The following is a 25,701-nucleotide window of genomic DNA, read 5'->3' on the forward strand; positions in this document are numbered from 1 at the left end:
CGCGCGGGCCGCCGCGCTCAAGTGGTGCACCGGGGCGGTCGAAAAACAGTCGTCCCTCCGTCTGCCGAGCCTTGCATGTCCGTTCCGCCCCCGCTGCGTCGTCTTGCCTGCCACCTGGCCGGGCTGCTGCTCGGGCTGCTGCCCGTGCTGGCCGCGGCGCAGCCGCTGCGCATCGTCACCGAGGAACTGCCGCCCTACAACATGACGGTGAACGGCCAGGTCACCGGCCTCGGCACCGAGGTCGTGCAGGCGGTGCTGAAGGAGGCCGGCTTCGCCGGCACGCCGATCCAGGTGATGCCGTGGGCCCGCGCCTACGACATCGCGCTGAACCAGGAGAACGTGCTGATCTATTCGATCACCCGCACGCCGCAGCGCGAGAAGCGCTTCAAGTGGGTCGGGGTGATCGCGCCGACGCGCTGGTACCTGTTCTCGCTGAGCGGCCGCACGCCGCCGGTCAAGACGCTGGACGACGCGCGCCGCTTCCAGACCGCCACCGTCAACGAAGACGCCGGCGAGCAGTACCTGGTCGCCAACGGCTTCCAGATCGGCCAGAACCTGCAGTCCAGCAACCGCTACGAGCTGAACTACGAGAAGCTGAAGGGCGGCCGCGTCGACCTGTGGATCGCCAACGAGCTGAACGCCACGTACCTGGTGCGCCAGGCCGGCGACGACCCGGCCCGCATGGTGCAGCGCACGCTCGCGCTGACCGACCTCGGCAGCGAAGGCGGGCTCGACATGGCCTTCAGCCTGAAGACGCCGGACGAGGTGGTCGAGCGCTTCCGCAAGGGGCTGGAGACGATCCGCCGCAACGGCACCTATGAGAGCCTCCAGCGCAAGTGGCTCTGAGCACGGCGGGCTGAACGGCTCGCTCGGCCGCCAGCTGGTGCTGGCGACGCTGGCATTCGGCATCGTCTTCACGCTGGCCGCGGTGGCGCTGCGCACCTGGTCGGCCTGGCAGGCCAACCTGTCGGCGATGACCGCCGAGCTGACGCTGATCGACCAGGTGTTCCAGCACACGCTCGCGAAAGCCATCTGGGAGATGGACCGCGATGCGCTGCAGACCCACGTGAACGGCGTCGCGCAGGTCAGCCCGGTCGGCCGCGTCGAGCTGCGGCTGCTGCAGAACGGCCGCACCACCGAGCAGATGGCGCAGCACCGCGACGGCGCGCAGCCGTCGACCCGCGCGCCGGTGCTGCACCGCAGGCTGAGCTACGAACCCTATCCCGGCGCGAGCGAGGTGGTCGGCGAGCTGACGCTCGAAGGCGACGAGCGCGTGCTGTGGGAGCGATTGCGCGGCGAGCTGGCCGGCATCGTGCTGACGCAGCTGGTCCAGTCGCTGCTGCTGGCCGGCCTGGTGATGTGGGTCTTCAACCGCACCGTCACCGTGCACGTGCGGCGCATGGCGCGTCACCTCGACGAGCTGACGCCGCAGACGCTGGACCGCCGGCTGGTGCTCGAGCGCGCGCCGGGCCGGCGCGACGAGCTGAGCCTGCTGGAGTCGGGCGTCAACCAGCTGCAGGGCAACCTGTCGAACTACCTGGCGCGCCAGCGCCGCGACGAGCGCGACCTCGCGGCGCACCGCGACCGGCTGGCCGAGCTGGTCGACGAGCAGACCGCCGAGCTGCGCGCCGCCAACGCGCAGCTGGAAGCGCTGTCGCGCAGCGACCCGCTGACCGGCCTCGCGAACCGGCGCCACTTCGACGAGGTGAAGGACGTCGAGTTCCGCCGCGCGCAGCGACTGAACCAGCCGCTGTCGGTGCTGCTGTGCGACGTCGATTTCTTCAAGCGCTACAACGACACCTACGGCCATGCGCTCGGCGACGACTGCCTGCGCCTGATCGCACAGACGCTGCGCGAGACCTTCGGCCGCGCCGGCGAGCTGGCCGCGCGCATCGGCGGCGAGGAGTTCGCGGTGCTGCTGCCGGCGGTCGATGCCGACCAGGCGCATGCCGCGGCCGAGCGGCTGCGCGAGGCGTTGGCCGACCGCGACATCGCGCACAGCGCGTCGCAGGTGGCACCGCGCGTGACGCTGAGCATCGGCGTCGCGCAGTTCGATCCGCTGACGATGGACCGCTTCGACGCGCTGCTGCAGCGTGCCGACCAGGCGCTGTACCGCGCGAAGCGACAAGGCCGCGACCGGGTGGCCGCCTGATCCGAAGGAAGGAAGACCATGCGCATTGCCCATTGTCTTGCAGGCCCTGTCCTGGCGCTCATGCTGGTGGGCGCCCAGGCCCAGGCGATCCGCGGCGTCACCGAGGAGTCCGGCTACACCTGGCTCAGCGCCGGCCGGGTGCTCGGCCCCGCCAGCGAGGTGGTGGCCGCGACGATGCAGCGCGCCGGCTTCGCCGACTACCGTGCCGGCATCTACCCGTGGGCGCGCGCCTACGACATGGCGCTGCAGGAACCGAACGTGCTGATCTTCATGATCGCGCGCACGCCGCAGCGCGAGGACAAGTTCAAGTGGGCCGGCGAGTTCATGCGCATCGAGTACCACCTGTACAAGCTGCGCACCAGCACCGAGGTGGTGGTGCGCACGCTGCAGGACGCCAGGGCCTACAGCATCGGCGTGGTGCGCGACGACGTGCGCCAGCAGTACCTGCAGTCGCAGGGCTTCACGCGGCTGGTGGTGTCGGCGCAGAACGGCGACAACTTCCGCAAGCTGCTGCACCGCCAGGTGCAGCTGGTGCCGATGCCCGAGCGCGACGCGCGCCAGCTGTGCGACGAGTCGCACATCGATTGCGCGATGCTGGAGAAGGTCTACACGCTGGACACGCTGTCGACCGGGCTGTTCATGGCCTACAGCAAGTCGACGCCCGACGACGTGGTGCTGCGCACGCGCACGGCGTTCGAGAAGCTGAAGGCCGACGGCACGCTGGCGCGGCTGATGGCAGCGCCGGGACGCTGAGCCAGGCGGCTCAGGCGCCGGTGCCCGGCAGCGCCAGCAGCTCGCCGACCGCGTTCAGCACGCGCGGGTTCCACACCATGCCGATGTGGCTGCTGTCGACTTCGAGGTCGCGCACCAGGCCGGTGGCGTGTTCCTGCGGGCCGTGGATGCAGGTCTGCCATGCGACGATGCCGTCGTTGCGGCTGTAGATGGACGCGGTGTGCACCGGCGGCGGCGTGCGCAGCCGGCGGCTCATCGCGGCGTCGAGGCGGGCCGGCGCGCCGTTCAGCAGCCGGTACAGCCAGCCGACATGGCTGTGGTCGGCCTCGGCGTTGAACGGCGTGCCGATCGTGATCACGCGGCGCACCTGCGGTGCGAGCAGCTTGCCGAGTTCGCGGGCGTAGAGGCCGCCGAGGCTCCAGCCGACCAGCGTCGCTCGGCCTTCGTGCCGTTCCAGCAGGGCCCGCACATGGTCGGCCAGATCCGCCATCCAGGCGTCGACGTCGCCGCGCGGGCCGACATTCAGGCCACGCCCCCAGTCGAACGCGGTGTAGCCGAGGGCCGTGCAGTGCTCGCGCAGCGTGGCGACGGCGCTGCCGTCGGCGGCGAGGCCCGGGAAGATGACGACCGGGTGGCCGTCGCCGTGCCGCTGCACGGTCGAGAAGCCGCGGCCCAGCCGGTGCGAGGCCAGTTCGAGCGCCGCGCGCCACGGTTCGCTGACCAGCAGGCCGAGGGCCGGGCGGGAGATCGGCGCAAGGCCCAGCGCCGCGGACGGCGAGCAGGTGTCGGTGCTGGGACCCATGGGGAATGCTCCTGAGATTCGATGGTTCGAGGCTAGGGCCGCGACACGGGCCTGCCTATCGGGCAAAAGAGGCAATCCGTGTAGGACTCCGAGGCAGTGCCGTGCAGGCGCTTCGGCGACACGGGTCAGCCCAGCCTGTAGTCCGACCACCAGCCGACCTGCTGGTTCAGCCCGTCGGGCAGCGTGATGCGCAACTGCTCGTGCCGGCTGCGCTGCGTGACGTACGCGATGCAGTCGTCGATCAGCTCCTTCGGCAACTGGCGCACCGCGGCGCGCTCGCAGCGCGACAGGTCGAGGTGGCCGCCGAGCGCGTCGATCCAGTGGCGCAGCGTGCGCACGACGCCGTCGGCGCCGGGCACGTCGCGGGCGTAGTCGTCGAGCAGCCGCTGCTGCAGCCGCTCCTTCGGCGTGCGCGCGGCCGCTGCAGCGGACGGCGAACGCCCGCGCGGGCCGCCGCCGTCCCACAGCGACCGCCACCAGGTGATCCACAGGTAATCGCGCCAGCCGCTCATGCGCGCATCAGTAACCGCCGGACGGCTTCGGTTCCATGCCGGGCGGCCCGCGGGCCATCCGTCCCGGCGCGCGGCGTGAGAAGTTGCCGGGCGCCTCAGCCCGCCTGCTGCTGCCCGGCGTCGCTGCGCTGCCGCAGCCACCCGTCGATGCACTTCTGCAGCGCCACCGGATCGGCGGGCTTCACGAAATGGTGGTCGAAGCCCGCGGCCTCGGCGCGCTCGCGGTCCTCCTGCTGGCCGTAGCCGGTCAGCGCCAGCAGCAGCGCGCCGCGCGTGCCGTCCATCGTGCGCAGCCGCGCCGCGACCTCGTAGCCGTCGAGGATCGGCAGCCCGATGTCGAGCACCACCACCTCGGGGCTGAAGTGCTCGGCCACCGTCAGCGCCTCGCGGCCGTCGGCGGCGGTGCGCACCTCGTGGCCGCCGAGCGCGAGCAGGTCGGCCACGCTGTGCGCCGCGTCGTGGTTGTCGTCGACCACCAGCACGCGCGCCGGGTGCAGTGCACCCGTTTCGGCGGCCGGGCCGCCGGCCTCGCCGGAGCGCACCAGCCCGACGCACGGCAGCCGCAGCGTGAACACCGCGCCGCAGCCGATGCCGTCGCTGGCGGCTTCGAGGCTGCCGCCGTGCATCTGCGCGAGCCGCTGCGCGAGCGTCAGCCCGACGCCGAGCCCGCCCTGCGCGCGGTCCAGCGTGCGCGAGCCCTGCGTGAACAGGTCGAAGATGCGCGGCAGCAGCTGCGCATCGATGCCGATGCCCTGGTCGCTGACCTGGATCACCGCGCCCTGCGGCGTCGCGCTCGCTTCCAGCAAGATGCGGGTGCCCTTCTCGCTGTACTTCGACGCGTTGTTCAGCAGGTTCGACACGATCTGCGCCAGCCGCGCGAAATCGCCGTGCAGCCACATCGGCTCGGCCAGCGGCAGCACCTGCAGCCGCTGGTCGCGGGCGTCGATCAGCGGTTGCGCGGTCTCGACGCTCTGCAGGATCACCGCGTTCAGGTCGACCTTCTCGCGGCTCAGCACGATCTTGCCCTGGCTGATGCGCGCCACGTCGAGCAGCTCCTCGATCAGCCGCGTCATCTGCTTGAGCTGGCGCACCATGATGTCGGTGGCCCAGCCGATCTTCGGGTCGGGCGGCGCGATGCGGCGGATCACCTCCAGCGCGGTGCGGATCGGCGCCAGCGGGTTGCGCAGCTCGTGCGACAGCATCGCGAGGAACTCGTCCTTGCGCCGCCCCGCCTCCTGCAGCTGCATCTCGGCGGCGCGCCGCTCGACGATCTCGCCCTGCAGGCTGCCGTAGAGGATCGCGTTCTCGAGCGCCGCCGCGGCGCGCGCGGCCAGGTCGTCGAGCACGCGCCAGTCGGGCCGCTGCAGCGCATCGTCGGTCGCCACCAGCATCGCACCGAGCAGCCGGTCGCCGTTGATCAGCGGCAGCGCCTGCACCGCCTGCCACGGCAGCGCGCGCGTGCGGCCCGGGCCGAAGGCATCGGGCGCCAGCGCGACCAGGTCGGCCGGCGCCAGCGCCACCGTGCGGCGTTCGGCCAGCGCCTGGCGCAGCGCGGCGGCCAGCGGCGGGGCGATGTCCATCAGCATGCGGTTCGCGGTGGCGCCGGGCGACGCACACACCAGCTTCTGGCGCGCCCCGGGTTCGTCGCCCGGCAGCACCAGCGCGGCCGTCGCCATCGCCGGCACCAGCAGCTCGGCCAGCGCGCGCACGCAGACCTCGGCCTGAAGCGAGCCGCTGAGCACGCGGCTCGCGTCAGCCAGGAAGGCCGAACGGCGGTCGTTGTCCTCGGCGACGCGCCGCGCGGCATCGGCGGCCGCCACCGCCGCATGGGCATCGGCCTGCTCGCGGATCTGCCGCTGCATCGCGAACAGCCGCACGAACACCCGCACCTTGCTGCGCAGGATGTGCGGCACCACCGGCGACTGGATGTAGTCGACGGCCCCCAGCGCATAGCCGCGCTCGGTCTGCATCTCGTCGGCGTACGAGGTGATGAAGATGATCGGCGTGTCGACCGAGCGCTTGTACTGCCGGATCAGCGCCGCGGTCTCGAAGCCGTCGATGTCCGGCATGTTGACGTCGAGCAGGATCACCGCGAACTCGCGCTGCAGCACCTCGCGCAGCGCCTCGCGCCCGGAGCGCACGAACACCAGGTTCTGGCCGAGCTCCTCGAGCACGGTGCCGAAGACCAGCAATTTCTCCGGCAGGTCGTCGACCACGAGGATGTTCACCCTCGTGGTGTCCGCCCCTGGGTCGCCGGGTACGTCGACCGGTCCCCCGAGGGGACCCGGGCCGGCTTGGGAGCGGCCCGGCGCTCGGCCCGGCCCGGTCTCGTGCGGCGCGCTCACTTGCTGAGCCAGCCGCGCAGCACGACCAGCAGGTAGGCGGTGTCGACCGGCTTGGACAGGTAGTCCCAGGCCCCGGCGTCGATGCACTTCTCGCGGTCGCCCTTCATCGCCTTGGCCGTCACCGCGATCAGCGGCAGCTCCTTGCCGCGCGGCAGCCGGCGCATCTGGCGCATCGTCTCCATGCCGTCCATCTCCGGCATCATGATGTCCATCAGCACGATGTCGATGCTCGGATCGGTCTCCACCAGCCGGATCGCGTCGCGCCCGTTCTCGGCCGACACGATCACCATGCCGTGGTTGTCCAGCACGGTGGCCAGCGCAAAGATGTTGCGCATGTCGTCGTCGACGATCAGCACCTTTCGGCCCTGCAGCCGGCGGTCGGCGTCATGCAGCTCGCGTGCCGAGCGGCGTTCTTCTTCCGACATCGTCGCCTCGCCGCGGTGCAGGAAGAACGCCGATGCATCGAGCATGCGCTCCAGCGTGTCGGCGCGGCGCAGCGCGAAGGCGCTGTGGCCACGCTCCCAGCCCTGGCACACCGCCGGGTCGCTGCTGGCCAGCACGATCGGCAGCTGGCGGGCGAGCGGCCGCGATTCGAGCGACTCGATCACGTCCTCCGGACCGAAGTCGCTGACGCTGCCGTCGGTGATCAGGCAGTCGATGCTGCCGTGCGCGATGCGCTCGCGCGCTTCGTCGGCGCGGCTGGCCTGCACGATGTCGGTCTCGGTGTCGAGCGCGTCCAGGAACTGCGCGCGCGCCGGCGTGTCGTCCATCATCACCAGCAGCCGCTTGCGGCGGCGCTCGGCGAATTCGTGCAGGTGGCCGAGCGCCTCCTCGACCTCGTCGACCGACTGCAGCGGCTTCGTCAGGAAGCCGACCGCGCCCGAGCGCAGCGCACGTTCGCGCGAGTCGTCGGTCGACACCACGCAGACCGGGATGTGGCGCGTCGACAGGTCGGACTTCAGCCGCGCCAGGATGCGCCAGCCCTCCATGTCGGGCAGGAAGATGTCGAGCGTGATGACCGCCGGCTGGAAATCGCGCGTCAGCGCGAGCGCCGCGGCGCCGCTGGTGCTGACCAGCCCCTTGAAGCCGACGCGGCGGGCCGCCTGCAGCAGCACGTCGGCGAAGGCCAGGTCGTTCTCGACGATCAGCAGCACCTTGTCGCCGAGCAGGATGTCGGCGCGGTCGTCGTTGGCGGCGTTGTCGCCCATCTCGTCGGCGTCCGCGCTGTCGTTCACCGACATCGGCACCTCGACCCGCGGGCGTTCCAGCAGCGGCAACGCCTCGGTCATCACCCCCGGCGGCGTGCCGCGGCCGTGCCGCAGGCTGCGCGTCGGGCTGTAGCTCTGCGGCAGGTACAGCGTGAAGGTGCTGCCCTCGGCCGGCGCGCTGACCAGCCGGATCTCGCCGCCCAGCAGCCGCGCCAGCTCGCGGCTGATCGCGAGGCCCAGGCCGGTGCCGCCGTACTTGCGCGAGGTGGAACCATCGGCCTGCTGGAAGGCCTCGAAGATGATCTGCTGCTTGTCCGGCGAGATGCCGATGCCGGTGTCCGACACCGAGAACGCCAGCACCTGCGATGCGCGGTTCAGGTCCTCGTTGTCGCGCGACCAGCCGCGGTCCACCACCTCCATCGTCAGCCGCACCGCGCCCTGGTGGGTGAACTTGAAGGCGTTCGACAGCAGGTTCTTGATGATCTGCTGCAGCCGCTTGACGTCGGTGACGATGGTCTTCGGCAGCGGCGCGACGCGCACCGGCGCGCCGATCTCGAACGCGACATGGCGCGATTCGGCGACGTGGCGGAAGCTGCGGTCCACCGAGCGCTGCAGGTCTTCCAGCCGCAGCTCCGAGACGTCGACCGCGACCGTGCCCGACTCGATCTTCGACAGGTCGAGGATGTCGTTGATCAGCATCAGCAGGTCGTTGCCGGACAGGTGGATGGTCTTCGCGAACTCCACCTGGCGCGGCGTCAGGTTGCCGTCGCTGTTCTTGCACAGCTGGTCGGACAGGATCAGCAGGCTGTTCAGCGGCGTGCGCAGCTCGTGCGACATGTTGGCCAGGAATTCCGACTTGTACTTCGAGGTCAGCGCGAGCTGCTCGGCCTTCTCTTCCAGCGCCTGCCGGGCCTGCTCGACCTCCTGGTTCTTGCGCTCCACCTCCTGGTTCTGGTGCACCAGCAGCCGGGCCTTCTCCTGCAGCTCCTCGTTGGTCTGCTGCAGTTCCTGCTGGCGGCTCTGCAGCTCCTCGGCCAGCGACTGCGACTGCGTCAGCAGGTCCTCGGTGCGCATGTTCGCGCTGATCGTGTTGATCACGATGCCGATCGATTCGGTCAGCTGGTCGAGGAAGGCCTGGTGCGCCGGGTTGAAGCGCTCCAGCGAGGCCAGCTCCAGCACGCCGCGCACCTCGCCTTCGAACACGATCGGCAGCACCAGGATGTCGAGCGCCGCGCCTTCGCTCAGCCCGGTCGCGATGCGCATCGCGCTGCTCGGCACGTTGGTCACCAGGATCTTGGTCTTCTCGACCGCGCACTGGCCGACCAGGCCCTGGCCCAGGTCGACCTCCTTGCCGTGCGAGGCCTGGCCGCCCGACGCGTAGCTGCCGAACAGCTTCAGCCGCGGACCGGTGCCGCTGCTGCCGGTCAGCACGTAGAACTCGGCCTGCTGCGCGCCGACCACCGGCGCCAGTTCGGACAGGATCAGCTGGCCCACCGTCAGCAGGTCCTTCTGGCCCTGCAGCATGCGGCTGAACTTCGCGAGGTTGGTCTTCAGCCAGTCCTGCTCGGTGTTCTTCTGCGTGGTGTCCTTCAGGTTGCGGATCATCTCGTTGATGGTGTCCTTCAGCGCGGCCACCTCGCCCTGCGCCTCCACCGTGATCGAGCGCGTCAGGTCGCCCTGCGTCACCGCGGTCGCCACCTCGGCGATCGCGCGCACCTGCGTGGTCAGGTTGGCCGCCAGCTGGTTGACGTTCTCGGTCAGCCCCTTCCAGGTGCCGGCCGCGCCCGGCACCTTGGCCTGGCCGCCGAGCTTGCCTTCGACGCCGACCTCGCGCGCCACCGTGGTCACCTGGTCGGCGAAGGTCGCGAGCGTCTCGGTCATGCTGTTGATGGTCTCGGCCAGCGCGGCGATCTCGCCCTTGGCCTCCACCGTCAGCTTCTGCTGCAGGTCGCCGTTGGCCACCGCGGTCACCACCTTCGCGATGCCGCGCACCTGGCCGGTCAGGTTGCCGGCCATGAAGTTCACGTTGTCGGTCAGGTCCTTCCAGGTGCCCGACACATCGCGCACCTGCGCCTGCCCGCCGAGCCGGCCTTCGGTGCCGACCTCGCGCGCCACCCGCGTCACCTCGGCCGCGAACGACGACAGCTGGTCGACCATCGTGTTGATGGTGGCCTTCAGCTCCAGGATCTCGCCCTTCACGTCGACCGTGATCTTCTTCGACAGGTCGCCGGCCGCCACCGCCTTCGTCACGTCGGCGATGTTGCGCACCTGGCTGGTCAGGTTCGACGCCATCAGGTTCACCGAATCGGTCAGGTCCTTCCAGGTGCCGGCCACGCCCTGCACGTCGGCCTGTCCGCCCAGCTTGCCTTCGGTGCCGACCTCGCGCGCGACGCGCGTCACCTCGGCGGCGAACGAACGCAGCTGGTCGACCATCGTGTTGATGGTGTTCTTCAGCTCCGAGATCTCGCCCTTCACGTCGACCGTGATCTTCTTCGACAGGTCGCCGGCCGCCACCGCGGTCGTCACCTCGGCGATGTTGCGCACCTGCGAAGTCAGGTTGCCGGCCATGAAGTTGACCGACTCGGTCAGGTCCTTCCAGGTGCCGGCCACGCCCTGCACGTCGGCCTGGCCGCCCAGGATGCCTTCGGTACCCACCTCGCGCGCCACCCGCGTGACCTCGGCCGCGAACGAGCGCAACTGGTCGACCATCGTGTTGACGGTGTTCTTCAGCTCCAGGATCTCGCCCTTCACGTCGACCGTGATCTTCTTCGACAGGTCGCCGGCGGCCACCGCCTTCGTCACGTCGGCGATGTTGCGCACCTGGCTGGTCAGGTTGCCGGCCATCGAGTTGACCGAATCGGTCAGGTCCTTCCAGGTGCCCGACACGCCTTCCACCCGCGCCTGCCCGCCGAGCGATCCTTCGGTACCGACCTCGCGCGCCACGCGGGTCACTTCGGAGGCGAACGAGCGCAGCTGGTCGACCATCGTGTTGATGGTGTTCTTCAGCGTCAGGAACTCGCCCTTCACGTCGACGTCGATCTTCTTCGACAGGTCACCCTTGGCCACCGCGGTCGTCACGTCGGCGATGTTGCGCACCTGGTCGGTCAGGTTGCCGGCCATCGAGTTGACCGAGTCGGTCAGGTCCTTCCAGGTGCCGGCCACGCCCTTCACCTTGGCCTGGCCGCCCAGCATGCCTTCGGTGCCGACCTCGCGCGCCACCCGCGTCACCTCGGCCGAGAAGTTGCCGAGCTGCTCGACCATCTTGTTGATGGTCTTCGCGGTGCGCAGGAACTCGCCTTCGAGCTCGCGGCCCTCGACTTCGAGCGCCATGCTCTTGCTCAGGTCGCCCTGCGCCACCGCGCCGATCACCCGCGCGACCTCGCTGGTCGGGTGCACCAGGTCGTCGATCAGCGCATTGATCGATTCGATCGACGCACCCCAGAAGCCGCGCGTCTCGCTGAGCACCGCGCGCTGCTTCAGCTTGCCTTCCTTGCCGACCACCTGGCGCAGCCGGCCGAGCTCGTCGGCCATCGCGGCGTTCTGCTCGACCAGGTCGTTGAAGACGTCGGCCACCTTGCCGGCCAGCCCTTCCCAGTGCAGCGGCAGCCGCACGCTGGCGTCGCCGCGCCGCAGCTGCGTCAACGCGGCCAGCAGCGTGACCATCTCGCGCTCCGGCGTCGCGACTTCATCGAGTTCAAGCACATTCATGGCGGGGCTTCCAGACTGATTCGAGCCGGCGAGAGCAGAGGCGGCGGGGTCACCCGTCCCTCAACATGTCTTTTTGCATGCAGCGCGGGCGCGGGGTGTTGCAGACTACCGCTGGATCGGCGCGTCCTGATGACAGACGGCGCCGAAAGCCTTTGTAGGATGATGACTACAGCCGGTGCGCCATGCCCCGGAAACCCGCGAAATCCTTGGGTTGGCGAGCCCACACCCATCCGACAGGCAGGTGCGCTGGCGGCTCGTTGAAACCGCGTCGGCAGCGTAGACTTTTTCACATGCACCCGCTGGAGGACTCGATTTGGATGACGTGACCGTGCTCTACGTCGAAGACAACGACGACCTGCGACTGAGCATCTCGATGCTGATGGAGCAGCCCGGGCGGGCGCTGACCGCGTGTGCCAACGGCGAAGAGGCGCTGGCGCTGTGCGCCGCGAACGAGTACGACATCGTCGTCACCGACGTCAGCCTGCCCGGCATCTCCGGCACCGACCTCGCGAAGCAGCTGCTCGCGAAGCAGCCCGACCGCTGGGTGGTGCTGTGCTCGGGCTACGAGTTCGGCGAATGGGTGCGGCAGTTCGGCCCCAACGTGCGGGCGTTGCGCAAGCCGTTCGAGCCCGAAGAGCTCGAGCAGCTGATGGACGAGATCACCGCCGCGATCAAGAACCGCGGCTGACAAGGAGGACCCCGCATGAAGACGACTGCGTCCCTGGACCGCCTGTTGCCGAAGGCGCCGACCGGCATCGCCGGCCTGGACGACATCACCGAAGGCGGCCTGCCACGCGGCCGCCCGACGCTGGTGTGCGGCGCCGCCGGCTGCGGCAAGACCATGCTGGCGGCCGAGTTCCTGGTGAACGGCGCGCAGCAGTACGGCGAACCCGGCGTCTTCATGACTTTCGAGGAGAGCGCCGACGACCTGGTCGCCAACATGCGTTCGCTGGGACACGACCTCGACGCGCTGCAGGCCGCCGGCAAGCTGGTCGTCGACCAGGTCAAGATCGAACGCAGCGAGATCGAGGAGACCGGCGAGTACGACCTCGAAGGCCTGTTCATCCGTCTCGACCATGCGATCCGGCGCGTCGGCGCGAAGCGCGTCGTGCTCGACACCATCGAGGCGCTGTTCGCCGGCCTGCCGAACGAGGCGCTGCTGCGCGCCGAACTGCGCCGGCTGTTCCATTGGCTGAAGGACCGCGGCATGACGGCCGTCATCACCGGCGAGCGCGGCGAGAACACGCTGACGCGCTACGGGCTCGAGGAGTACGTCGCCGACTGCGTGCTGCTGCTCGACCACCGCATCGTCGACCAGGTCTCGACGCGTCGGCTGCGCATCGTCAAGTACCGGGGCTCGGCCCACGGCACCAACGAATACCCGTTCCTGATCGGCTCGAACGGCCTGTCGGTGCTGCCGATCACCTCGCTGCGGCTGGACCACCTGGCCAGCGACGAGCGGGTGCCGACCGGCGTGCGCGGGCTCGACGGGATGCTCGGCGGACACGGCGTGTTCCGCGGCACCAGCGTGCTGGTCTCGGGCACCGCCGGCACCGGCAAGAGCAGCATCAGCGCGAGCTTCATCGATGCGGTGTGCGCCCGCGGCGAGAAGGCGGTGCTGTTCGCCTACGAGGAGTCCGAGACGCAGCTGATGCGCAACATGAAGTCGATCGGGATCGACCTCGGGCGCTGGCGCGACAAGGGCCTGCTGCAGATCCACGCGTCGCGGCCGTCGCTGCACGGGCTGGAGCAGCACCTGGTCGCGATGTACGACATCGTGACCACGATGCAGCCCGATGCGGTCGTGATCGATCCGATCAGCAACCTCGAGCTGCGCCATCGCGACAGCTCGCTGCAGGCCACGCTGATCCGGCTGGTCGACTTCCTGAAGCAGCGCGGCGTGACCTCGCTGTACACGACGCTGACGCACGGCCAGGCCACCGACGAGCTCGACACCTCGGGCATCGGCATCTCGTCGCTGATGGACACCTGGGTCGCGCTGTCGAACCAGCAGTACAACGGCGAGCGCACCCGCATCATGCAGGTCGTCAAGTCGCGCGGCATGCCGCATTCGAACCAGGCGCGCGAGTTCGTGATCGGCGACCACGGCGTGGACCTGGTCGACGTGTACGTCGCCGACCAGCGCGTGCTGACCGGGTCGTCCCGCAAGCTGCGCGCGGCGCAGGAGCAGCGCGCATGAGGCGGGCCGAGCGCCGGGCCGCTCCCAAGCCGGCCCGCATCCCCTCGGGGGATCGATCGATGTACTCATCGAGCGAGGGGCTGTCATGACCAAGCCCGAGTGGCAGCTGAAGCTTTACGTGGCGGGGCACACGGCCAAGTCCATGGCGGCCCTCGACAACCTGAAGCACATCTGCGAGACGCACCTGGCGGGCCGCTATTCGATCGAGGTGGTCGACCTGCTGGTGAACCCGCAGCTGGCGGCCGGCGACCAGATCCTCGCGGTGCCGACGCTGGTGCGCAAGGTGCCCGAGCCGATGCGGAAAATCATCGGCGACCTGTCGAACGAAGAACGCGTGCTGGTCGGCCTCGACGTGCGGCCCCTGCGATGACCGATGACCCGCGCGTGCCGGACTTCGTCGACCTGCGGCTCTATGTCACCGGTGCGACGCCGGCCTCGGCGCGGGCGGTCGTCAACGCGCGGCGCTTCTGCGAAACCCACCTGGCCGGGCGCTACCGGCTGGAGGTGCTGGACATCGGCGAGCATGTCGAGCAGGCCACCATCGACCAGATCGTCGCGGCGCCGACGCTGATCCGGCTGGCGCCGCTGCCGCAGCGGCGCTTCATCGGCGACCTGTCCGATGCCGAGCGGCTGCGCCGCGGGCTCGATCCGATGCCGGCCCTGCAGGGCTTGCCGGCCGCGGGGGTGCCGCAATGAGTGCAGCCGAGCGCCTGCGGCAGGCGCTGCTCGAGAACGACGCGCTTCGGCTTCGGCTGGAAGAAGCCGAGGACACGCTGCGCGCGATCCGCAGCGGCGACGTCGATGCGATCGTCGTCGGCAGCGACGTCTACACGCTCGACAGCGCGAACGCCGCCGGCAACAAGCTGCGCCGCGCGGTGCTGTCGCAGATGGAAGACGCGGTGCTGGCGTTCGACGACGGCGGCCACCTGATCTTCATGAACGCCGCCGCCGAGCGCCAGTACGGCCAGAGCGCGTCGACCCTGCTCGGCCGCGGCGCCGAAGCGCTGTACCGCGAGGTCTGGCCCGACGAGGCGCTGCGCGACGCCTGCCTGCGCGAGCTGCTCGACACCGGCGCCTACCGCGCGCGGCTGCTGCACGTGAAGCGCAACGACGACGCGATGCACGTGGAGTGCACCGTGTCGCGCCTGCGCGGCGTGCAGGGCGAGCCGATGGGCCGGCTGTGCGTGATCCGCGACGTCAGTGCGCGCGTCGCCGCCGAGCAGACGCTGATGGCCGCGACGCTCGCGCTGGCGCGCCGCGAGCGCGAGTTCGCGACGCTGGTCGAGAACTCGCCCGACATCTTCGCGCGCATCGACCGCGGGCTGCGCCATGTCTACGTCAGCCCGGTCGTGCAGCGCCACCTCGGCATCGCGCCGTCGGCGATGCTCGGCAAGACCTTCGGCGAGCTCGGGCTGCCGCCGGCGCTGTGCGCGCAATGGAACGGCGCGCTGAAGGAGGTGTTCGCGACCGGCCGGCTGGTGCGGCTGAACTACACGATGCGCGGCCCGGCGCCGGGCGAGCGCTTCTTCAATGCGCGGCTGATGCCGGAGTTCGGCGACGACGGCGGCGTCGAATCGGTGCTGGTGATCGCCTCCGACGTGACCGAGCAGGCGCAGATCGATGCCGCCTTCCACGAGAGCCAGGCGCGGCTGAAGTTCACGCTCGATTCGGCGCGCATCGGCGAATGGGAACTCGACCTCGCGAGCGACACCGCCCGCACCTCGCTGCGCCACGACCGCTGCTTCGGCTACGACGAACCGGTCGGCCAGTGGGGCAGCCGGGTGATGCTGTCGCATGTGCACCCGGCCGACCGCGAGCGGGTGGCGGCGCTGTTCCGGACCAGCGAGGCGACGCACCAGGACCTGCATTTCGAAGCCCGCGTGCTGTGGCCCGACGGCTCGCTGCACTGGATCGAGGCGCATGGCGTGTTCTACGCCGGCGAGGGCGACGGGCACGGCGCCGGCGGCCGGCTGCTCGGCATCATGGCCGACATCACCGACCGCAAGCTGGCCGAAGAGGCGCTGCACGACAACGACCGCCGCAAGGACCAGTTCCTCGCGACGCTGGCGCACGAACTGCGCAACCCGCTGGCGCCGATCCGCAATGCGCTGCTGATCATGCAGCGCAGCCCCGGCCCGGTGGCGCAGGCGCATGCGCGCGACGTGATCGAGCGGCAGCTCGGGCAGATGGTGCACCTGGTCGACGACCTGCTCGACGTGAGCCGCATCAGCCAGGGCAAGCTCGAGCTGCGCCGCACGCGCGCCGACCTGGCCGAGGTGCTGAAGACCGCGGTCGAGACCAGCCGACCGCTGATCGATGCCGGCCGCCACGAGCTGCGCGTGCAGCTGCCGCCGGCCGGCGAGCTGTGCGTCGACGGCGACACCACGCGGCTGTGCCAGATCGTCGCGAACCTGCTGAACAACGCGGCGAAGTACACGCCCGAGGGCGGCTGGATCGAACTGAGCGCCTGGCGCGAGGAAGGGCGTGGCGACGACCCGGAGAACGGCGACGCGGTGATCGCGGTGCAGGACTCCGGCGTCGGCCTCGCGCCCGAGATGCTGCCGCGGGTCTTCGACATGTTCGCGCAGGTCGACCGCTCGGTCGCGCGGGCGCAAGGCGGCCTCGGCATCGGCCTCGCGCTGGTCAGGCAGCTGGTGGAGATGCATGGCGGCAGCGTCGAAGCCCACAGCGACGGCATCGGCAGCGGCTGCCGCTTCGTCGTGCGCCTGCCGCTGGTGGCGGCGGCGATGCCGAGCGCGGCACCGATGCACCCGCCGCGCGCGGCTGCCGCGCCGGTGGCCACCGAACCGGGCGCGTTGCGGGTGCTGGTGGTCGACGACAACGTCGACAGCGCCGTCAGCCTCGCCGAGGTGCTGGAGATGGGCGGGCGCGAGGTGCGGGTCGCGCACGACGGGCCGTCGGCGCTGGCCGCCGCCGGCGAATTCCGGCCGCAGGCCATCGTGCTCGACATCGGCCTGCCGGGGCTGACCGGCCACGAGGTGGCCCGGCTCATCCGCGCGGAGGACTGGGGCCGCACGATCCACCTGATCGCGCTGAGCGGCTGGGGCCAGGCCGAAGACCGGCAGCGCTCGCGCGAGGCCGGTTTCGATGCGCACTTCGTGAAGCCGGTCGACCTCGATGAGCTGGAGGCGGTGCTGCTGCAGCGGACCCAGCCGGTGGCGGCCGGCTGATCAACCGTCGGTCGCGGGATTCTCGGCCGGCGTGCTCGGGCGCGTCTGCCGGCCTTCGCGGGTGATCACCGAGAAGCGACCGTCGGATTCCATGAAGGCCGCGCGCACCTCGGCCAGGTTGCTGACGCCGCTTTGGCGCAGCTGCGACTGCAGGTCGTCCAGCGTAAGGAATTCTTGCCGCAAGTTCCGGTGCTGCACCCGGCCGTGGCGCACCAGCAGCAAGGGCGGCGGCTCGGCGAAGCGGCGCACCGCCTCGAAGCGGTACGTCGCCCAGTCGAGCAGCCAGTTCCAGCCCATCAGCGTCAGCACCAGCACGGCGCCCTCGGCCACCGTCTCGTAGCCGCCGGCCATCGCGTTCTGCGAGGCGTCGGCGATCAGCACGACCAGCAGCACGTCGGCGATCCCGACCGATCCGACGTCGCGCCGCAGCACGAAGCGGAACATCAGGAACAGGAACCAGTACATCAGCGTGCCGCGCACCAGCAGTTCGAGCGGCGAGACGTTGAACGTGAAAAGCGAGTCCATGGGGGCGTCGTGGGGTGGGTCGTGCGCTGCGTCCCGGGGCCGTCAGTGCGTGACGTCGATGCGCGCCAGCAGTTCCTGCTTGCGGGCCTGCAACTGCTCGCCGAGTTCCTTGCGGTCCAGCTTCGGGCGCACCTTCGGGAACAGCTCGTTCTGCTCTTCCTTCACGTGGTGGTCGATGTACTCGCCGAGCACCTTGACCTTCGCGTCGTACATGTCGTCGTCCGGCGAGCTCGACTGCAGCTGGGCGATCAGGTCCTTCGCACTCGCGTGTTCGACGGTCGCTTCATCGAGCAGGTCGTCCTTGTCCTGCAGCAGGTCGCGGCAGGCCGGGTAGAAGATCTCCTCCTCGATCTGCGCATGCACTGTCAGCTTGTTGCAGATGTCGAGCGCGAGGGCTTCGCGTTCATCGGCCGGGGCCTCGGCCTTCGCGAGCTTGTCGTACTCGCGGAACAGCTTCTTGACCTCGGTGTGGTCGGCGCGCAGCAGCTTGAGCGCGTCGGCCGGCGGCGCCTTGCGGGTGCGCGTGGCGGTGTGCGAGCGGGTGGAGGCGTGGGAGGCAGTGTGGTTGGTCGGCATGGGAACTCCTTGGCGTGGGCTGGAGGGAATGAACGCTTTCAATCTACGCACTCCAGAAGCATTCGCTGTAGGAGAAGGGCGCGTGTCGAGGTGCGATGTGCTCACCCCCTTTCGCTCGCGCCCGCCGGGTACGCCGATTGCCGTGCGACCACGCAGCGCGGGCCCTGCACCGCACACCGCGGTGAGCCTGCGATGCGTCGCAGGAGATCGACATGAGCAAGTCCACGAACACCCCGGACAGCGCGTCGTCCGGCACCAAGGCGCGCAGCATCCACGACGCCGGCAGCCCGGACAGCAAGGCCGGCCCGAAGCCCGCGACCAACCCGGACGGCAAGACGCCGGCGGAACTGCCGTCGGCCGAGGCCGGCAAGGCGAGCCTGCACAAGCCGGCGCCGCCCGACCTGCAATCCGGCAAGCCGCGCAAGCTGCCCTGAGGGGATGACGACCATGAAGGACCAGACCCTCGAAGCCTGCCTGGCGGCCTGCCAGGCCTGCGCCACCGCCTGCCTGCAATGCGCGGTCGCCTGCCTCGGCGAGCCCGACCCGGCGTCGATGCGGCGCTGCATTGCGCTCGACCTGGACTGCGCCGACGCCTGCCGGCTGACCGCCGCCTACCTCGCGCGCGACAGCAGCCACCTCGGCGATGCCTGCGAGCTGAGCGCGCACCTGTGCCGCGTGTGCGGCGACGAATGCGGCAAGCACCCGATGGACCACTGCCAGGCCTGTGCGCAGGCCTGCCGCGCCTGCGCCCAGGCCTGCGAAGCCCTCGCGGGCCGCGGCCATCTCTGACTTTTCTGCGAGCACCCATGCCCAAGACACCCCCGAAGACCTCCGCCGGCAAGCGCCGCCCGATCCCGCCGAGCCCGGCCGGCCAGGAACGCCAGGCCGTCGAGGTGCAGGCGCTGGCCGCGGCGATCCCGTTCAATGCCAACAAGCCGAACGAGATCGGGCGCGACAACGCGGTCGCGCCGCCGGTCGGGCAGCGCAGCCCGCTCGCATCGGTGTCGACCGGCGCCGGCACGTTGAGCGAGGTCAACGACACCGGCAAGACCGGCGAGGGCGGCGAGGACACGCCGTCGCACGACGGGTTCGGCTCGTTGCAGCGGGTGCGCGCCGACGCCGGCGGCGAAGTGCTGACGACCAATCAGGGCGTCGCGGTCGGCGACAACCAGAACTCGCTGAAGGCGGGGCTGCGCGGGCCGGCGCTGCTCGAAGACTTCATCCTGCGCGAGAAGATCACGCACTTCGACCACGAGCGCATCCCGGAGCGCATCGTGCATGCGCGCGGCTCGGCGGCACACGGCTTCTTCGAGTGCTACAAGCCACTGACCCAGTTGACGCGCGCCGCGCCGTTCGCCGATGCCGGCAAGCGCACGCCGGTGTTCGTGCGCTTCTCGACCGTGGCCGGCGAGCGCGGCTCGATCGACACCGCGCGCGACGTGCGCGGCTTCGCGGTCAAGTTCTACACCGACGAAGGCAACTGGGACCTGGTCGGCAACAACATCCCGGTGTTCTTCATCCAGGACGCGATGAAGTTCCCCGACCTCGTGCACGCGGTCAAGCCGGAGCCGCACCACGGCATGCCGCAGGCGGCGTCGGCGCACGACACCTTCTGGGATTTCGTGTCGCTGATGCCGGAGTCGACCCACATGCTGATGTGGGCGATGTCCGACCGCGCGATCCCGCGCAGCTACCGGATGATGCAGGGCTTCGGCGTGCACACCTACCGCTTCGTCAACGCGCGCGGCGAGAGCAGCTTCGTCAAGTTCCACTGGAAGCCGCTGCTCGGCACGCACTCGCTGGTGTGGGACGAGGCGGTGAAGATCGCCGGCGCCGATGCGGACTATCACCGGCGCGACCTGTGGGAAGCGATCGAATCGGGCGAGTACCCCGAGTGGGAACTGGGCGTGCAGGTGTTCAGCGAGGCGCAGGCCGAGGCCTTCAGCTTCGACGTGCTCGACGCGACCAAGCTCATCCCGGAAGAGCTGGTGCCGCTGCAGCCGGTCGGCCGCATGGTGCTGAACCGCAACCCGGACAACTTCTTCGCCGAGACCGAGCAGGTCGCGTTCTGCGTCGCGCACGTGGTGCCGGGCATCGACTTCAGCAACGACCCGCTGCTGGCCGGGCGCATCCATTCGTATGTCGACACGCAGATCTCGCGGCTGGGCGGGCCGAACTTCCACGAGATCCCGATCAACGCGCCGCTCGCGCCGGTGCACAACAACCAGCGCGACGGGCTGCACCGGCAGACGGTGAACCGCGGCCGGGTCGCGTACGAGCCGAACTCGCTCGGCGGCGGCTGCCCGTTCCAGGCCGGCAGCGCGGGCTTCGTGTCGTTCCCGCAGCCGGTCAACGGCGAGAAGCTGCGCGGCAAGCCGGAGAAGTTCGCCGACCACTACACGCAGGCCACGCTGTTCTACGACAGCCAGACGCCGGTCGAGCAGGCGCACATCGCCGGCGCCTTCCGCTTCGAGCTGAGCAAGGTGATGGTGGCGGCGGTGCGCGAGCGCATGGTGGCGTCGCTGCTGAACGTGTCGAAGCCGCTGGCGAAGGCGGTCGCCGACGGTCTCGGCATGCCGCTGCCGCCGCCGTTGCCGCGCGCGCTGCCGAAGCCGGCGAAGCCGGAGGTCACGGTGTCACCGCCGCTGTCGCTGAAGGCGCGGCCGGGCGACGGCAGCATCCGCACGCGCCGCATCGCGTTGCTTGCCGCGCATGGCGTGGCCGGCAAGCCGATCGCGAAGCTGATGGCGGCGCTGTTGAAGGCCGGGGCGGTGGCAACGGTGGTCGCGCCGCGCATCGGCGCGGTGACGACGGCCGATGGCGAGCCGCTGGTCGCGACCGGGTCGATGGAGAACTCGCCGCCGGTGCTGTTCGACGCGGTCGTGCTGCCCGATGGGGCGAAGGGCGTCGACGTGCTGCTCGGGCTCGGGCAGGCGCTGGAGTACGCGACGCTGACGTGGCGGCACGGCAAGACGCTGCTGGCGTTGGGCGCCGGTCGCGCATTGATCGAGAAGGCCGGTGTGCCGACGACGCTGGGCGATGGGTCGCCGGACCCGGGCGTGCTGTTCGGCAACGCCGACGACAAGACGATCCAGGCCTTCATCGCCGCAGTGGCGAAGCACCGGCACCCGCAGCGCGAGGGAGATCCGCCGCGGGTCTGAGGCCGGCCCGGAGCCCCGCTACTTCGGACGCGGCGGCTCCAGCCCGGCATCCGGGTGCGTGAGCGTCCCGCTGCGCAATTGCGCGACGGCCGACACCACGGCCCGCGCGACGTTGCGCGTCTCCTGCTGGAACGCCGTGTCGGCATCCAGCGCCTCGTGGCTGTTGAAGTACGGCTCGTAGTAGCCGAGGTAGCGGGCGAGCCGTGCGCCGTCGCCGGCATCGACCAGGCCCATCCAGTCGAGCCAGTCGGCCAGCGCATGCCGCTGCTGCTCGATGCCGGCCACGTCGCCGTGCACCACCAGCCCGTAGACGCGGCCGGCGAGGTGCTTCGGGAAGTCCCAGCCTTTCTCCTCGATCGCCTTCGCCTCGGCGACCTTCTTGCCGTGCGTGCTGGTCGGGTCCGGGTTGCCGCCGTCGGCACAGACCAGCCGGTCGATCATCAGCTTCAACGGACTCGGCGACTGGTACCAGTAGGTGGGCGCGACGATCACGATGCCGTGCGCGCTGACCCAGCGCTCGTAGATCTCGGCCATCCAGTCGCTGGCCTGGTCGAGCGCATGGTTCGGGTAGCAGCTGCACGGCCAGTGGCACAGCGGCATCGCGGTGCCGACGCAGCCCTTGCATGGGTGGATGCGGCGGCCGTATTCCGACGTGACGAGGCTCAGGTCGAGCAGGTCGCCATCGAGGCCGGCCTGCTCGATTTCCTCGCGCACCAGGCCGCTCAGCCGCCAGGTCTTCGACACCTCGCCGGGGCAGGTGCCGTCGTTGCGCGCGCTGCCACACACCACCAGCACGCGCGAGCGCGTGCCGGGCCTGGCCCAGTTCGCCTGCGCGGCCTTCAGGCGCTGGCGGGTGTCCAGCCATTGCACCGCGACCTCGTAGCCCGGGTCCGCGAAGCCGGGGCCGGCCGCGCGGGTGACCGGCGCCTTGCGGCCCTCGTCGACCGCCTTCCAGGCGATCTCCTCGAGCCGCGCGATCGCATCGCGTTCGGCGTCGTAGGCCGGGTCGAACCAGCGCTCCTGGAAGCGCCGGTGGAACTCGTCACGCGTCAGCGGCGTGTCGGCCTGGCCGGTGCGGATCTCGGGCATCGCGGCGGGCCGTCGGCGTCAATGGAAGAACAGCGCGATCAGGATGATGATCGGGATCGGCACGCCGAGGAAGAACAGGAGAAGGGATCGCATCAGGTGTCTCCGGTGGTGGGCTGTTCGGTGGGACTCACAGATCGCGCTGGCTGCCGCCCCAGGTCGCGCACAGGCTCGCGACGAAGGCACCGGCCAGCAGCGAGATGAACAGCCACAGCGAGGCATACGTCGAGGCCTTGCGTGCGGTGTCGGCCGCGTCGCGCGCACGCCCCTGGGCATCGTTCAGCGCGGTCTGCAGGCGGTTCCAGGTGTCGGTGACGCGCCGCTCGGCGTCGGCCTGCGACAGGCCGGTGCGCTGCGCGACCAGCTGGCCGAGGTAGCGCATGTCGTCGGGCGGCAGCGTCGCGGCGCGGCCGCTGGCCGCGAAGATGCGTGCGACCTCGGCCAGCGGCGGGGCATCGCTCGTGGTGGGCGCGGTGGCCGCCGCGGCCGCCGGATCCCGGCGGAACAACGCATCGGCGTGGTAGCTCATCGCGTCGGCGGCGCTGTTGCCCGACACCGCCGAGGCGGCACCCGCGGCACCGGTCACGCCGGCGGCCACGCCTGCCGCGGCCACGGTCCCGCCGGCCCGCACGCCGGTGCCGACGATGCCGCCGATCGCGCTGCCCAGCATCGCCGCGGTGGCCAGCGACGCGACCGCCCAGGCCAGGAAGCCGTGCGCCGTGTCGCGGAAGTAGACCTCGTCGACGGCGGTGTCCGCCCAGCGCGTGCGCAGCCGGCCGGCGAGGTAGCCGCCCATGCCCGATGCGGCGACCTGCGTCAGCGTGACCCACAGGATCGTGCCGACGCCGAAGGTCGTTGCGCTCACGCCGTCGCGTGCCCACGGCGACAGCGCCGACAGGCCGAGCCCGACGCCGAGGATCATCAGGATCAGCGACAGCGCGGCCGCGCCTGCGGCGCCGGCCAGCACCGCGCCCCACGACACCGCGCTGCGGCCGTTGTCGGCGGCGACCGGCACGGCGGCGGGTGCGATGGAGGGAACGGCGCGGCGGCCGGACAGGCCGTCTTGGATGCCGACGCTTGCAACGTCCTGGTAGGCCATGGTGGGTGTCTCCTGTGGGCGGGCGGCCGGGCGGTGGCCGCGATGCATCGATGGTCGGCGCGCCGCAGGCCAGCGCGCGTCGGACTGCGATGGCACGCGCTGTAGGAATACGGCGCGACCCGCTGCTGCACGGCAGCACGGCAATTACAGTGGCTGCAACCCAGGAGTCCGTCATGTCGAAACGCCAACACATCGCGCTTGCGCAACGCAGTGCCGAACTCGCCTTTGCCGTGCCGCAGGTGATGGCACACCGCATCGCCCGCATGGCCCTCGCCGGTGCGGCGCCGTCCGAACGCGACCGGCGCGAGTTCACGCGCATGAGTGCCGAGAAGACCGCCGCGTTCCAGCAGTCGTGGGCCGCGATGGCGACGCAGGCCTGGCGCGCGCAGCAGGCCTTCGCGTTGTTCTGGTGGCGCGCCTGCCTGTCGCCGTGGGGGCCGCCGTCGGCGCAGGCGATCGGCACGCAGCTGCAATCGGCCGCGCTCGGCGTGATCGGCCATGGCCTCGCGCCGGTGCACCGCACCGCGGTCGCCAACGCGAAACGCCTGTCTCGCACCCGCCTGCGCTGACGATGGACGCGTTGCCGATCGCGCTGTCGTTGATGCTCGGCGCGCTGCTGCCGGGCGCGGTCTGGCTCGGCTGGTCGCTGCATTGCAGCCGGCGGCTGCACCGCAACGAACTGGCCGAGCGACGACGCACCGCCCAGCGGCTGGCCGATGCCGAAGCGCGGCATGCCGAGTTGCAGGCGCGGCTCGAGGCCCGCGTCGCCGCGCGCACCGAAGCGCTGCAGGCCAGCGAGGCGCGCATGCGCACCATCTTCTCGACCAGCTTCCAGTACCAGGGCCTGCTGGCGCTCGACGGCAGCCTGCTCGACACCAACGAGACCTCGCTGCGCGGCATCGGTGCCACGCTCGAGCAGGTGGTCGGCCGGCCGTTCTGGGATTCGCCGTGGTTCGCGCGCACGCCGGGCATGCCCGAGACGGTGCGGCTGGCGGTGCAGGCCGCAGCCCAGGGCCACAGCCGGCGCCAGGAGATGCGCCTGCTGCTGCCGGCCGGCTGGCGGCAGTTCGATTTCGCGGTGCGGCCGGTGCACGACCGCGACGGCGCGGTGGTCGCGATCGTGCCGGAGGCGATCGACATCACCGAGCGCCACCAGGCGGAAGAGCGGCTGCGGCAGGCGCAGAAGATGGAAGCCGTCGGGCAATTGACCGGCGGCGTCGCGCACGACTTCAACAACCTGCTGCAGGTGATCTCGGCCAACCTGCACCTGGTGTCGCGGCTGACGCGCGACGACGTGAAGGTGATGCAGCGGCTGGACAGCGCGACCGAGGCGGTGCGCCGCGGCGCCAAGCTGGCGAGCCAGCTGCTGGCGTTCGGCCGCCGCCAGGCGCTTGCGCCGCGGGTGGTCGACGTGGGCCGCTTCATCACCGGCCTCGAGGACCTGGTGCGCCGCTCGATCGGCGAGGGCGTCGAGGTCGAGGTCATCGTGTCCGGCGGGCTGTGGCACACCTTCGTCGACCCGACGCAGATCGAGAACGCGCTGCTCAACCTGGCCATCAACGCCCGCGACGCGATGGACGGCAACGGCCGGCTGACGATCGAGGTCGGCAATGCCTTCCTGGACGACGACTACGTGCGCGGCCAGCCCGACGTGAAGCCGGGCCAGTACGTGATGCTGGCCGTCACCGACACCGGCTGCGGCATGACGCCGCAGGTGCTGTCGCAGGTGTTCCAGCCGTTCTTCTCGACCAAGCCGGCCGGCAGCGGCACCGGGCTCGGGCTGTCGATGGTCTACGGCTTCGTGCGGCAATCGGGCGGCCACGTGAAGATCTACAGCGAGCCGGGGCAGGGCACGAGCGTCAAGGTCTACCTGCCGCGCGCGCACGACGCCGAGGCCCAGGTCGACGCGGCGCCCCACCCGGCCGCCACCGGCGACGCGAGCGGCGGCGCCGAAACGGTGCTGGTGGTCGAGGACGATGCCGCGGTGCGCCGCGCCACCGTCGAGATGCTGCAGGAGCTCGGCTACCGGGTGCTGAAGGCGAGCGATGCCGACCAGGCGCTGGTCGTGATCGACGACGCGGTGGCGCACCACGCGGCGATCGACCTGCTGTTCACCGACGTCGTGATGCCCGGCCGCCTGAAGAGCCCGGAACTCGCCGACAAGGCGCGCGAACGGTTGCCCGGCATTGCGGTGCTGTTCACGTCGGGCTATGCGCAGAACGCGATCGTGCACGGCGGCCGGCTCGACCCCGGCGTCGAGCTGTTGCCCAAGCCGTACAGCGCGCGGGCGCTGGCGAGCAAGGTGCGGGCGGTGCTGGACCACGGCGCGCGCCTGCCGCAGTGACGATCCGCGGCACCCTGGAACAAGAAGTGTCCGCTGTCCGACAGGATCGGCACCTGACAG

General features: G+C 70.6%; 21 protein-coding genes. 13 read left to right on the forward strand and 8 right to left on the reverse strand.

What is annotated here, in order from left to right:
• The first annotated feature begins 75 nt into the window (after positions 1 to 75).
• From ASC98_RS28045 to ASC98_RS28055, 3 genes are read left to right on the forward strand one after another with little or no spacing between them, the layout of a single operon-like run.
• Positions 76 to 846, forward strand: coding sequence for an ABC transporter substrate-binding protein (locus ASC98_RS28045; protein WP_056813637.1), 771 nt, complete (start codon positions 76 to 78; stop codon positions 844 to 846).
• Positions 818 to 2,152 carry a GGDEF domain-containing protein gene (locus ASC98_RS28050; protein WP_056813639.1) on the forward strand — a complete coding sequence of 445 codons (1,335 nt, stop codon included), beginning with the start codon at positions 818 to 820 and terminating at the stop codon, positions 2,150 to 2,152. The genes ASC98_RS28045 and ASC98_RS28050 overlap by 29 nt, the downstream gene beginning before the upstream one ends.
• Before the next feature lie 60 nt (positions 2,153 to 2,212).
• Positions 2,213 to 2,905 (forward strand): ABC transporter substrate-binding protein, encoded by a 693-nt coding sequence (locus tag ASC98_RS28055; protein WP_157597934.1) that lies wholly within the window; start codon positions 2,213 to 2,215, stop codon positions 2,903 to 2,905.
• 10 nt (positions 2,906 to 2,915) lie between these two features.
• On the opposite strand, the gene ASC98_RS28060 is transcribed toward ASC98_RS28055, so the two are convergent.
• The 4 genes from ASC98_RS28060 to ASC98_RS28075 form a co-directional block, all read right to left on the reverse strand.
• Positions 2,916 to 3,686: an alpha/beta fold hydrolase gene (locus ASC98_RS28060; RefSeq protein ID WP_056813645.1), complete on the reverse strand. Its 771-nt coding sequence runs from the start codon at positions 3,684 to 3,686 to the stop codon at positions 2,916 to 2,918.
• Positions 3,687 to 3,811: 125 nt separating this feature from the next.
• Positions 3,812 to 4,198, reverse strand: a complete 387-nt coding sequence (locus ASC98_RS28065) for a hypothetical protein (RefSeq protein ID WP_056813647.1) — start codon at positions 4,196 to 4,198, stop codon at positions 3,812 to 3,814.
• 95 nt (positions 4,199 to 4,293) lie between these two features.
• A complete protein-coding gene (locus ASC98_RS28070) occupies positions 4,294 to 6,426 on the reverse strand; it encodes a response regulator (RefSeq protein ID WP_056813648.1) in 2,133 nt (710 codons plus the stop codon).
• Positions 6,427 to 6,539: 113 nt separating this feature from the next.
• Positions 6,540 to 11,459, reverse strand: coding sequence for a HAMP domain-containing protein (locus tag ASC98_RS28075; RefSeq protein ID WP_056813650.1), 4,920 nt, complete (start codon positions 11,457 to 11,459; stop codon positions 6,540 to 6,542).
• A 322-nt stretch (positions 11,460 to 11,781) separates the two neighbouring features.
• Between ASC98_RS28075 and ASC98_RS28080 the strand changes: the two genes are divergently transcribed.
• The 5 genes from ASC98_RS28080 to ASC98_RS28100 all read left to right on the forward strand — a co-directional run bounded on the left by ASC98_RS28080 (position 11,782) and on the right by ASC98_RS28100 (position 16,850).
• Complete coding sequence (locus ASC98_RS28080; RefSeq protein WP_056813824.1) at positions 11,782 to 12,147, forward strand: response regulator; 366 nt, start codon at positions 11,782 to 11,784, stop codon at positions 12,145 to 12,147.
• Between the two features lie 15 nt (positions 12,148 to 12,162).
• On the forward strand, positions 12,163 to 13,659 hold the full coding sequence (kaiC, locus tag ASC98_RS28085; RefSeq protein ID WP_056813652.1) for a circadian clock protein KaiC: 1,497 nt from the start codon (positions 12,163 to 12,165) through the stop codon (positions 13,657 to 13,659).
• An 85-nt stretch (positions 13,660 to 13,744) separates the two neighbouring features.
• Entirely contained in the window at positions 13,745 to 14,029 is a 285-nt protein-coding gene (locus tag ASC98_RS28090; RefSeq protein ID WP_056813653.1) for a circadian clock KaiB family protein, read from the forward strand.
• Entirely contained in the window at positions 14,026 to 14,355 is a 330-nt protein-coding gene (locus ASC98_RS28095) for a circadian clock KaiB family protein (RefSeq protein WP_056813655.1), read from the forward strand. Before ASC98_RS28090 ends, ASC98_RS28095 begins: the two co-directional genes overlap by 4 nt.
• Positions 14,352 to 16,850 carry a PAS domain-containing protein gene (locus ASC98_RS28100; protein WP_056813658.1) on the forward strand — a complete coding sequence of 833 codons (2,499 nt, stop codon included), beginning with the start codon at positions 14,352 to 14,354 and terminating at the stop codon, positions 16,848 to 16,850. The genes ASC98_RS28095 and ASC98_RS28100 overlap by 4 nt, the downstream gene beginning before the upstream one ends.
• On the opposite strand, the gene ASC98_RS28105 is transcribed toward ASC98_RS28100, so the two are convergent.
• Positions 16,851 to 17,375, reverse strand: coding sequence for a DUF421 domain-containing protein (locus ASC98_RS28105; RefSeq protein ID WP_056813660.1), 525 nt, complete (start codon positions 17,373 to 17,375; stop codon positions 16,851 to 16,853).
• 42 nt (positions 17,376 to 17,417) lie between these two features.
• The gene (locus ASC98_RS28110; protein WP_056813663.1) at positions 17,418 to 17,951 is read right to left on the reverse strand and encodes a hemerythrin domain-containing protein; all 534 of its coding nucleotides are present in this window, start codon (positions 17,949 to 17,951) and stop codon (positions 17,418 to 17,420) included.
• A gap of 212 nt (positions 17,952 to 18,163) precedes the next feature.
• Here ASC98_RS28110 and ASC98_RS28115 point away from each other — a divergent pair, with 212 nt between their 5' ends.
• The 3 genes from ASC98_RS28115 to ASC98_RS28125 are packed head-to-tail and all read left to right on the forward strand — an operon-like array spanning position 18,164 to position 21,112.
• Positions 18,164 to 18,385 carry a hypothetical protein gene (locus ASC98_RS28115; RefSeq protein ID WP_056813667.1) on the forward strand — a complete coding sequence of 74 codons (222 nt, stop codon included), beginning with the start codon at positions 18,164 to 18,166 and terminating at the stop codon, positions 18,383 to 18,385.
• 13 nt (positions 18,386 to 18,398) lie between these two features.
• Positions 18,399 to 18,740 carry a four-helix bundle copper-binding protein gene (locus ASC98_RS28120; protein WP_056813826.1) on the forward strand — a complete coding sequence of 114 codons (342 nt, stop codon included), beginning with the start codon at positions 18,399 to 18,401 and terminating at the stop codon, positions 18,738 to 18,740.
• 17 nt (positions 18,741 to 18,757) lie between these two features.
• A complete protein-coding gene (locus tag ASC98_RS28125; RefSeq protein ID WP_056813670.1) occupies positions 18,758 to 21,112 on the forward strand; it encodes a catalase in 2,355 nt (784 codons plus the stop codon).
• Between the two features lie 18 nt (positions 21,113 to 21,130).
• Here ASC98_RS28125 and ASC98_RS28130 read toward each other — a convergent pair whose 3' ends face one another.
• Positions 21,131 to 22,201 carry a flavodoxin family protein gene (locus ASC98_RS28130; protein WP_056820601.1) on the reverse strand — a complete coding sequence of 357 codons (1,071 nt, stop codon included), beginning with the start codon at positions 22,199 to 22,201 and terminating at the stop codon, positions 21,131 to 21,133.
• A gap of 127 nt (positions 22,202 to 22,328) precedes the next feature.
• Positions 22,329 to 23,297: a hypothetical protein gene (locus ASC98_RS28135; RefSeq protein WP_235581419.1), complete on the reverse strand. Its 969-nt coding sequence runs from the start codon at positions 23,295 to 23,297 to the stop codon at positions 22,329 to 22,331.
• Between the two features lie 173 nt (positions 23,298 to 23,470).
• Between ASC98_RS28135 and ASC98_RS28140 the strand changes: the two genes are divergently transcribed.
• The gene (locus tag ASC98_RS28140) at positions 23,471 to 23,866 is read left to right on the forward strand and encodes a polyhydroxyalkanoate granule-associated phasin (protein ID WP_056813675.1); all 396 of its coding nucleotides are present in this window, start codon (positions 23,471 to 23,473) and stop codon (positions 23,864 to 23,866) included.
• Between the two features lie 2 nt (positions 23,867 to 23,868).
• Complete coding sequence (locus tag ASC98_RS28145) at positions 23,869 to 25,641, forward strand: ATP-binding protein (RefSeq protein ID WP_056813677.1); 1,773 nt, start codon at positions 23,869 to 23,871, stop codon at positions 25,639 to 25,641.
• Positions 25,642 to 25,701 lie beyond the last annotated feature (60 nt).

The sequence above is a fragment of the Rhizobacter sp. Root1238 genome (assembly GCF_001425825.1).
Lineage (GTDB): Bacteria > Pseudomonadota > Gammaproteobacteria > Burkholderiales > Burkholderiaceae_C > Rhizobacter.

Bases quoted from the DNA above. Each gene is read 5' to 3' on its own strand.
- ASC98_RS28090 (WP_056813653.1), top strand. From the start codon at position 13,745: ATGACCAAGCCCGAGTGGCAGCTGAAGCTTTACGTGGCGGGGCACACG.
- ASC98_RS28100 (WP_056813658.1), top strand. From the start codon at position 14,352: ATGAGTGCAGCCGAGCGCCTGCGGCAGGCGCTGCTCGAGAACGACGCG.
- ASC98_RS28105 (WP_056813660.1), bottom strand. From the start codon at position 17,375: ATGGACTCGCTTTTCACGTTCAACGTCTCGCCGCTCGAACTGCTGGTG.
- ASC98_RS28120 (WP_056813826.1), top strand. From the start codon at position 18,399: ATGAAGGACCAGACCCTCGAAGCCTGCCTGGCGGCCTGCCAGGCCTGC.
- ASC98_RS28055 (WP_157597934.1), top strand. From the start codon at position 2,213: ATGCTGGTGGGCGCCCAGGCCCAGGCGATCCGCGGCGTCACCGAGGAG.
- ASC98_RS28075 (WP_056813650.1), bottom strand. From the start codon at position 11,459: ATGAATGTGCTTGAACTCGATGAAGTCGCGACGCCGGAGCGCGAGATG.
- ASC98_RS28135 (WP_235581419.1), bottom strand. From the start codon at position 23,297: ATGGCCTACCAGGACGTTGCAAGCGTCGGCATCCAAGACGGCCTGTCC.
- ASC98_RS28050 (WP_056813639.1), top strand. From the start codon at position 818: ATGAGAGCCTCCAGCGCAAGTGGCTCTGAGCACGGCGGGCTGAACGGC.
- ASC98_RS28115 (WP_056813667.1), top strand. From the start codon at position 18,164: ATGAGCAAGTCCACGAACACCCCGGACAGCGCGTCGTCCGGCACCAAG.
- ASC98_RS28095 (WP_056813655.1), top strand. From the start codon at position 14,026: ATGACCGATGACCCGCGCGTGCCGGACTTCGTCGACCTGCGGCTCTAT.
- kaiC (WP_056813652.1), top strand. From the start codon at position 12,163: ATGAAGACGACTGCGTCCCTGGACCGCCTGTTGCCGAAGGCGCCGACC.
- ASC98_RS28125 (WP_056813670.1), top strand. From the start codon at position 18,758: ATGCCCAAGACACCCCCGAAGACCTCCGCCGGCAAGCGCCGCCCGATC.
- ASC98_RS28130 (WP_056820601.1), bottom strand. From the start codon at position 22,201: ATGCCCGAGATCCGCACCGGCCAGGCCGACACGCCGCTGACGCGTGAC.
- ASC98_RS28045 (WP_056813637.1), top strand. From the start codon at position 76: ATGTCCGTTCCGCCCCCGCTGCGTCGTCTTGCCTGCCACCTGGCCGGG.
- ASC98_RS28145 (WP_056813677.1), top strand. From the start codon at position 23,869: ATGGACGCGTTGCCGATCGCGCTGTCGTTGATGCTCGGCGCGCTGCTG.
- ASC98_RS28065 (WP_056813647.1), bottom strand. From the start codon at position 4,198: ATGAGCGGCTGGCGCGATTACCTGTGGATCACCTGGTGGCGGTCGCTG.
- ASC98_RS28110 (WP_056813663.1), bottom strand. From the start codon at position 17,951: ATGCCGACCAACCACACTGCCTCCCACGCCTCCACCCGCTCGCACACC.
- ASC98_RS28060 (WP_056813645.1), bottom strand. From the start codon at position 3,686: ATGGGTCCCAGCACCGACACCTGCTCGCCGTCCGCGGCGCTGGGCCTT.
- ASC98_RS28140 (WP_056813675.1), top strand. From the start codon at position 23,471: ATGTCGAAACGCCAACACATCGCGCTTGCGCAACGCAGTGCCGAACTC.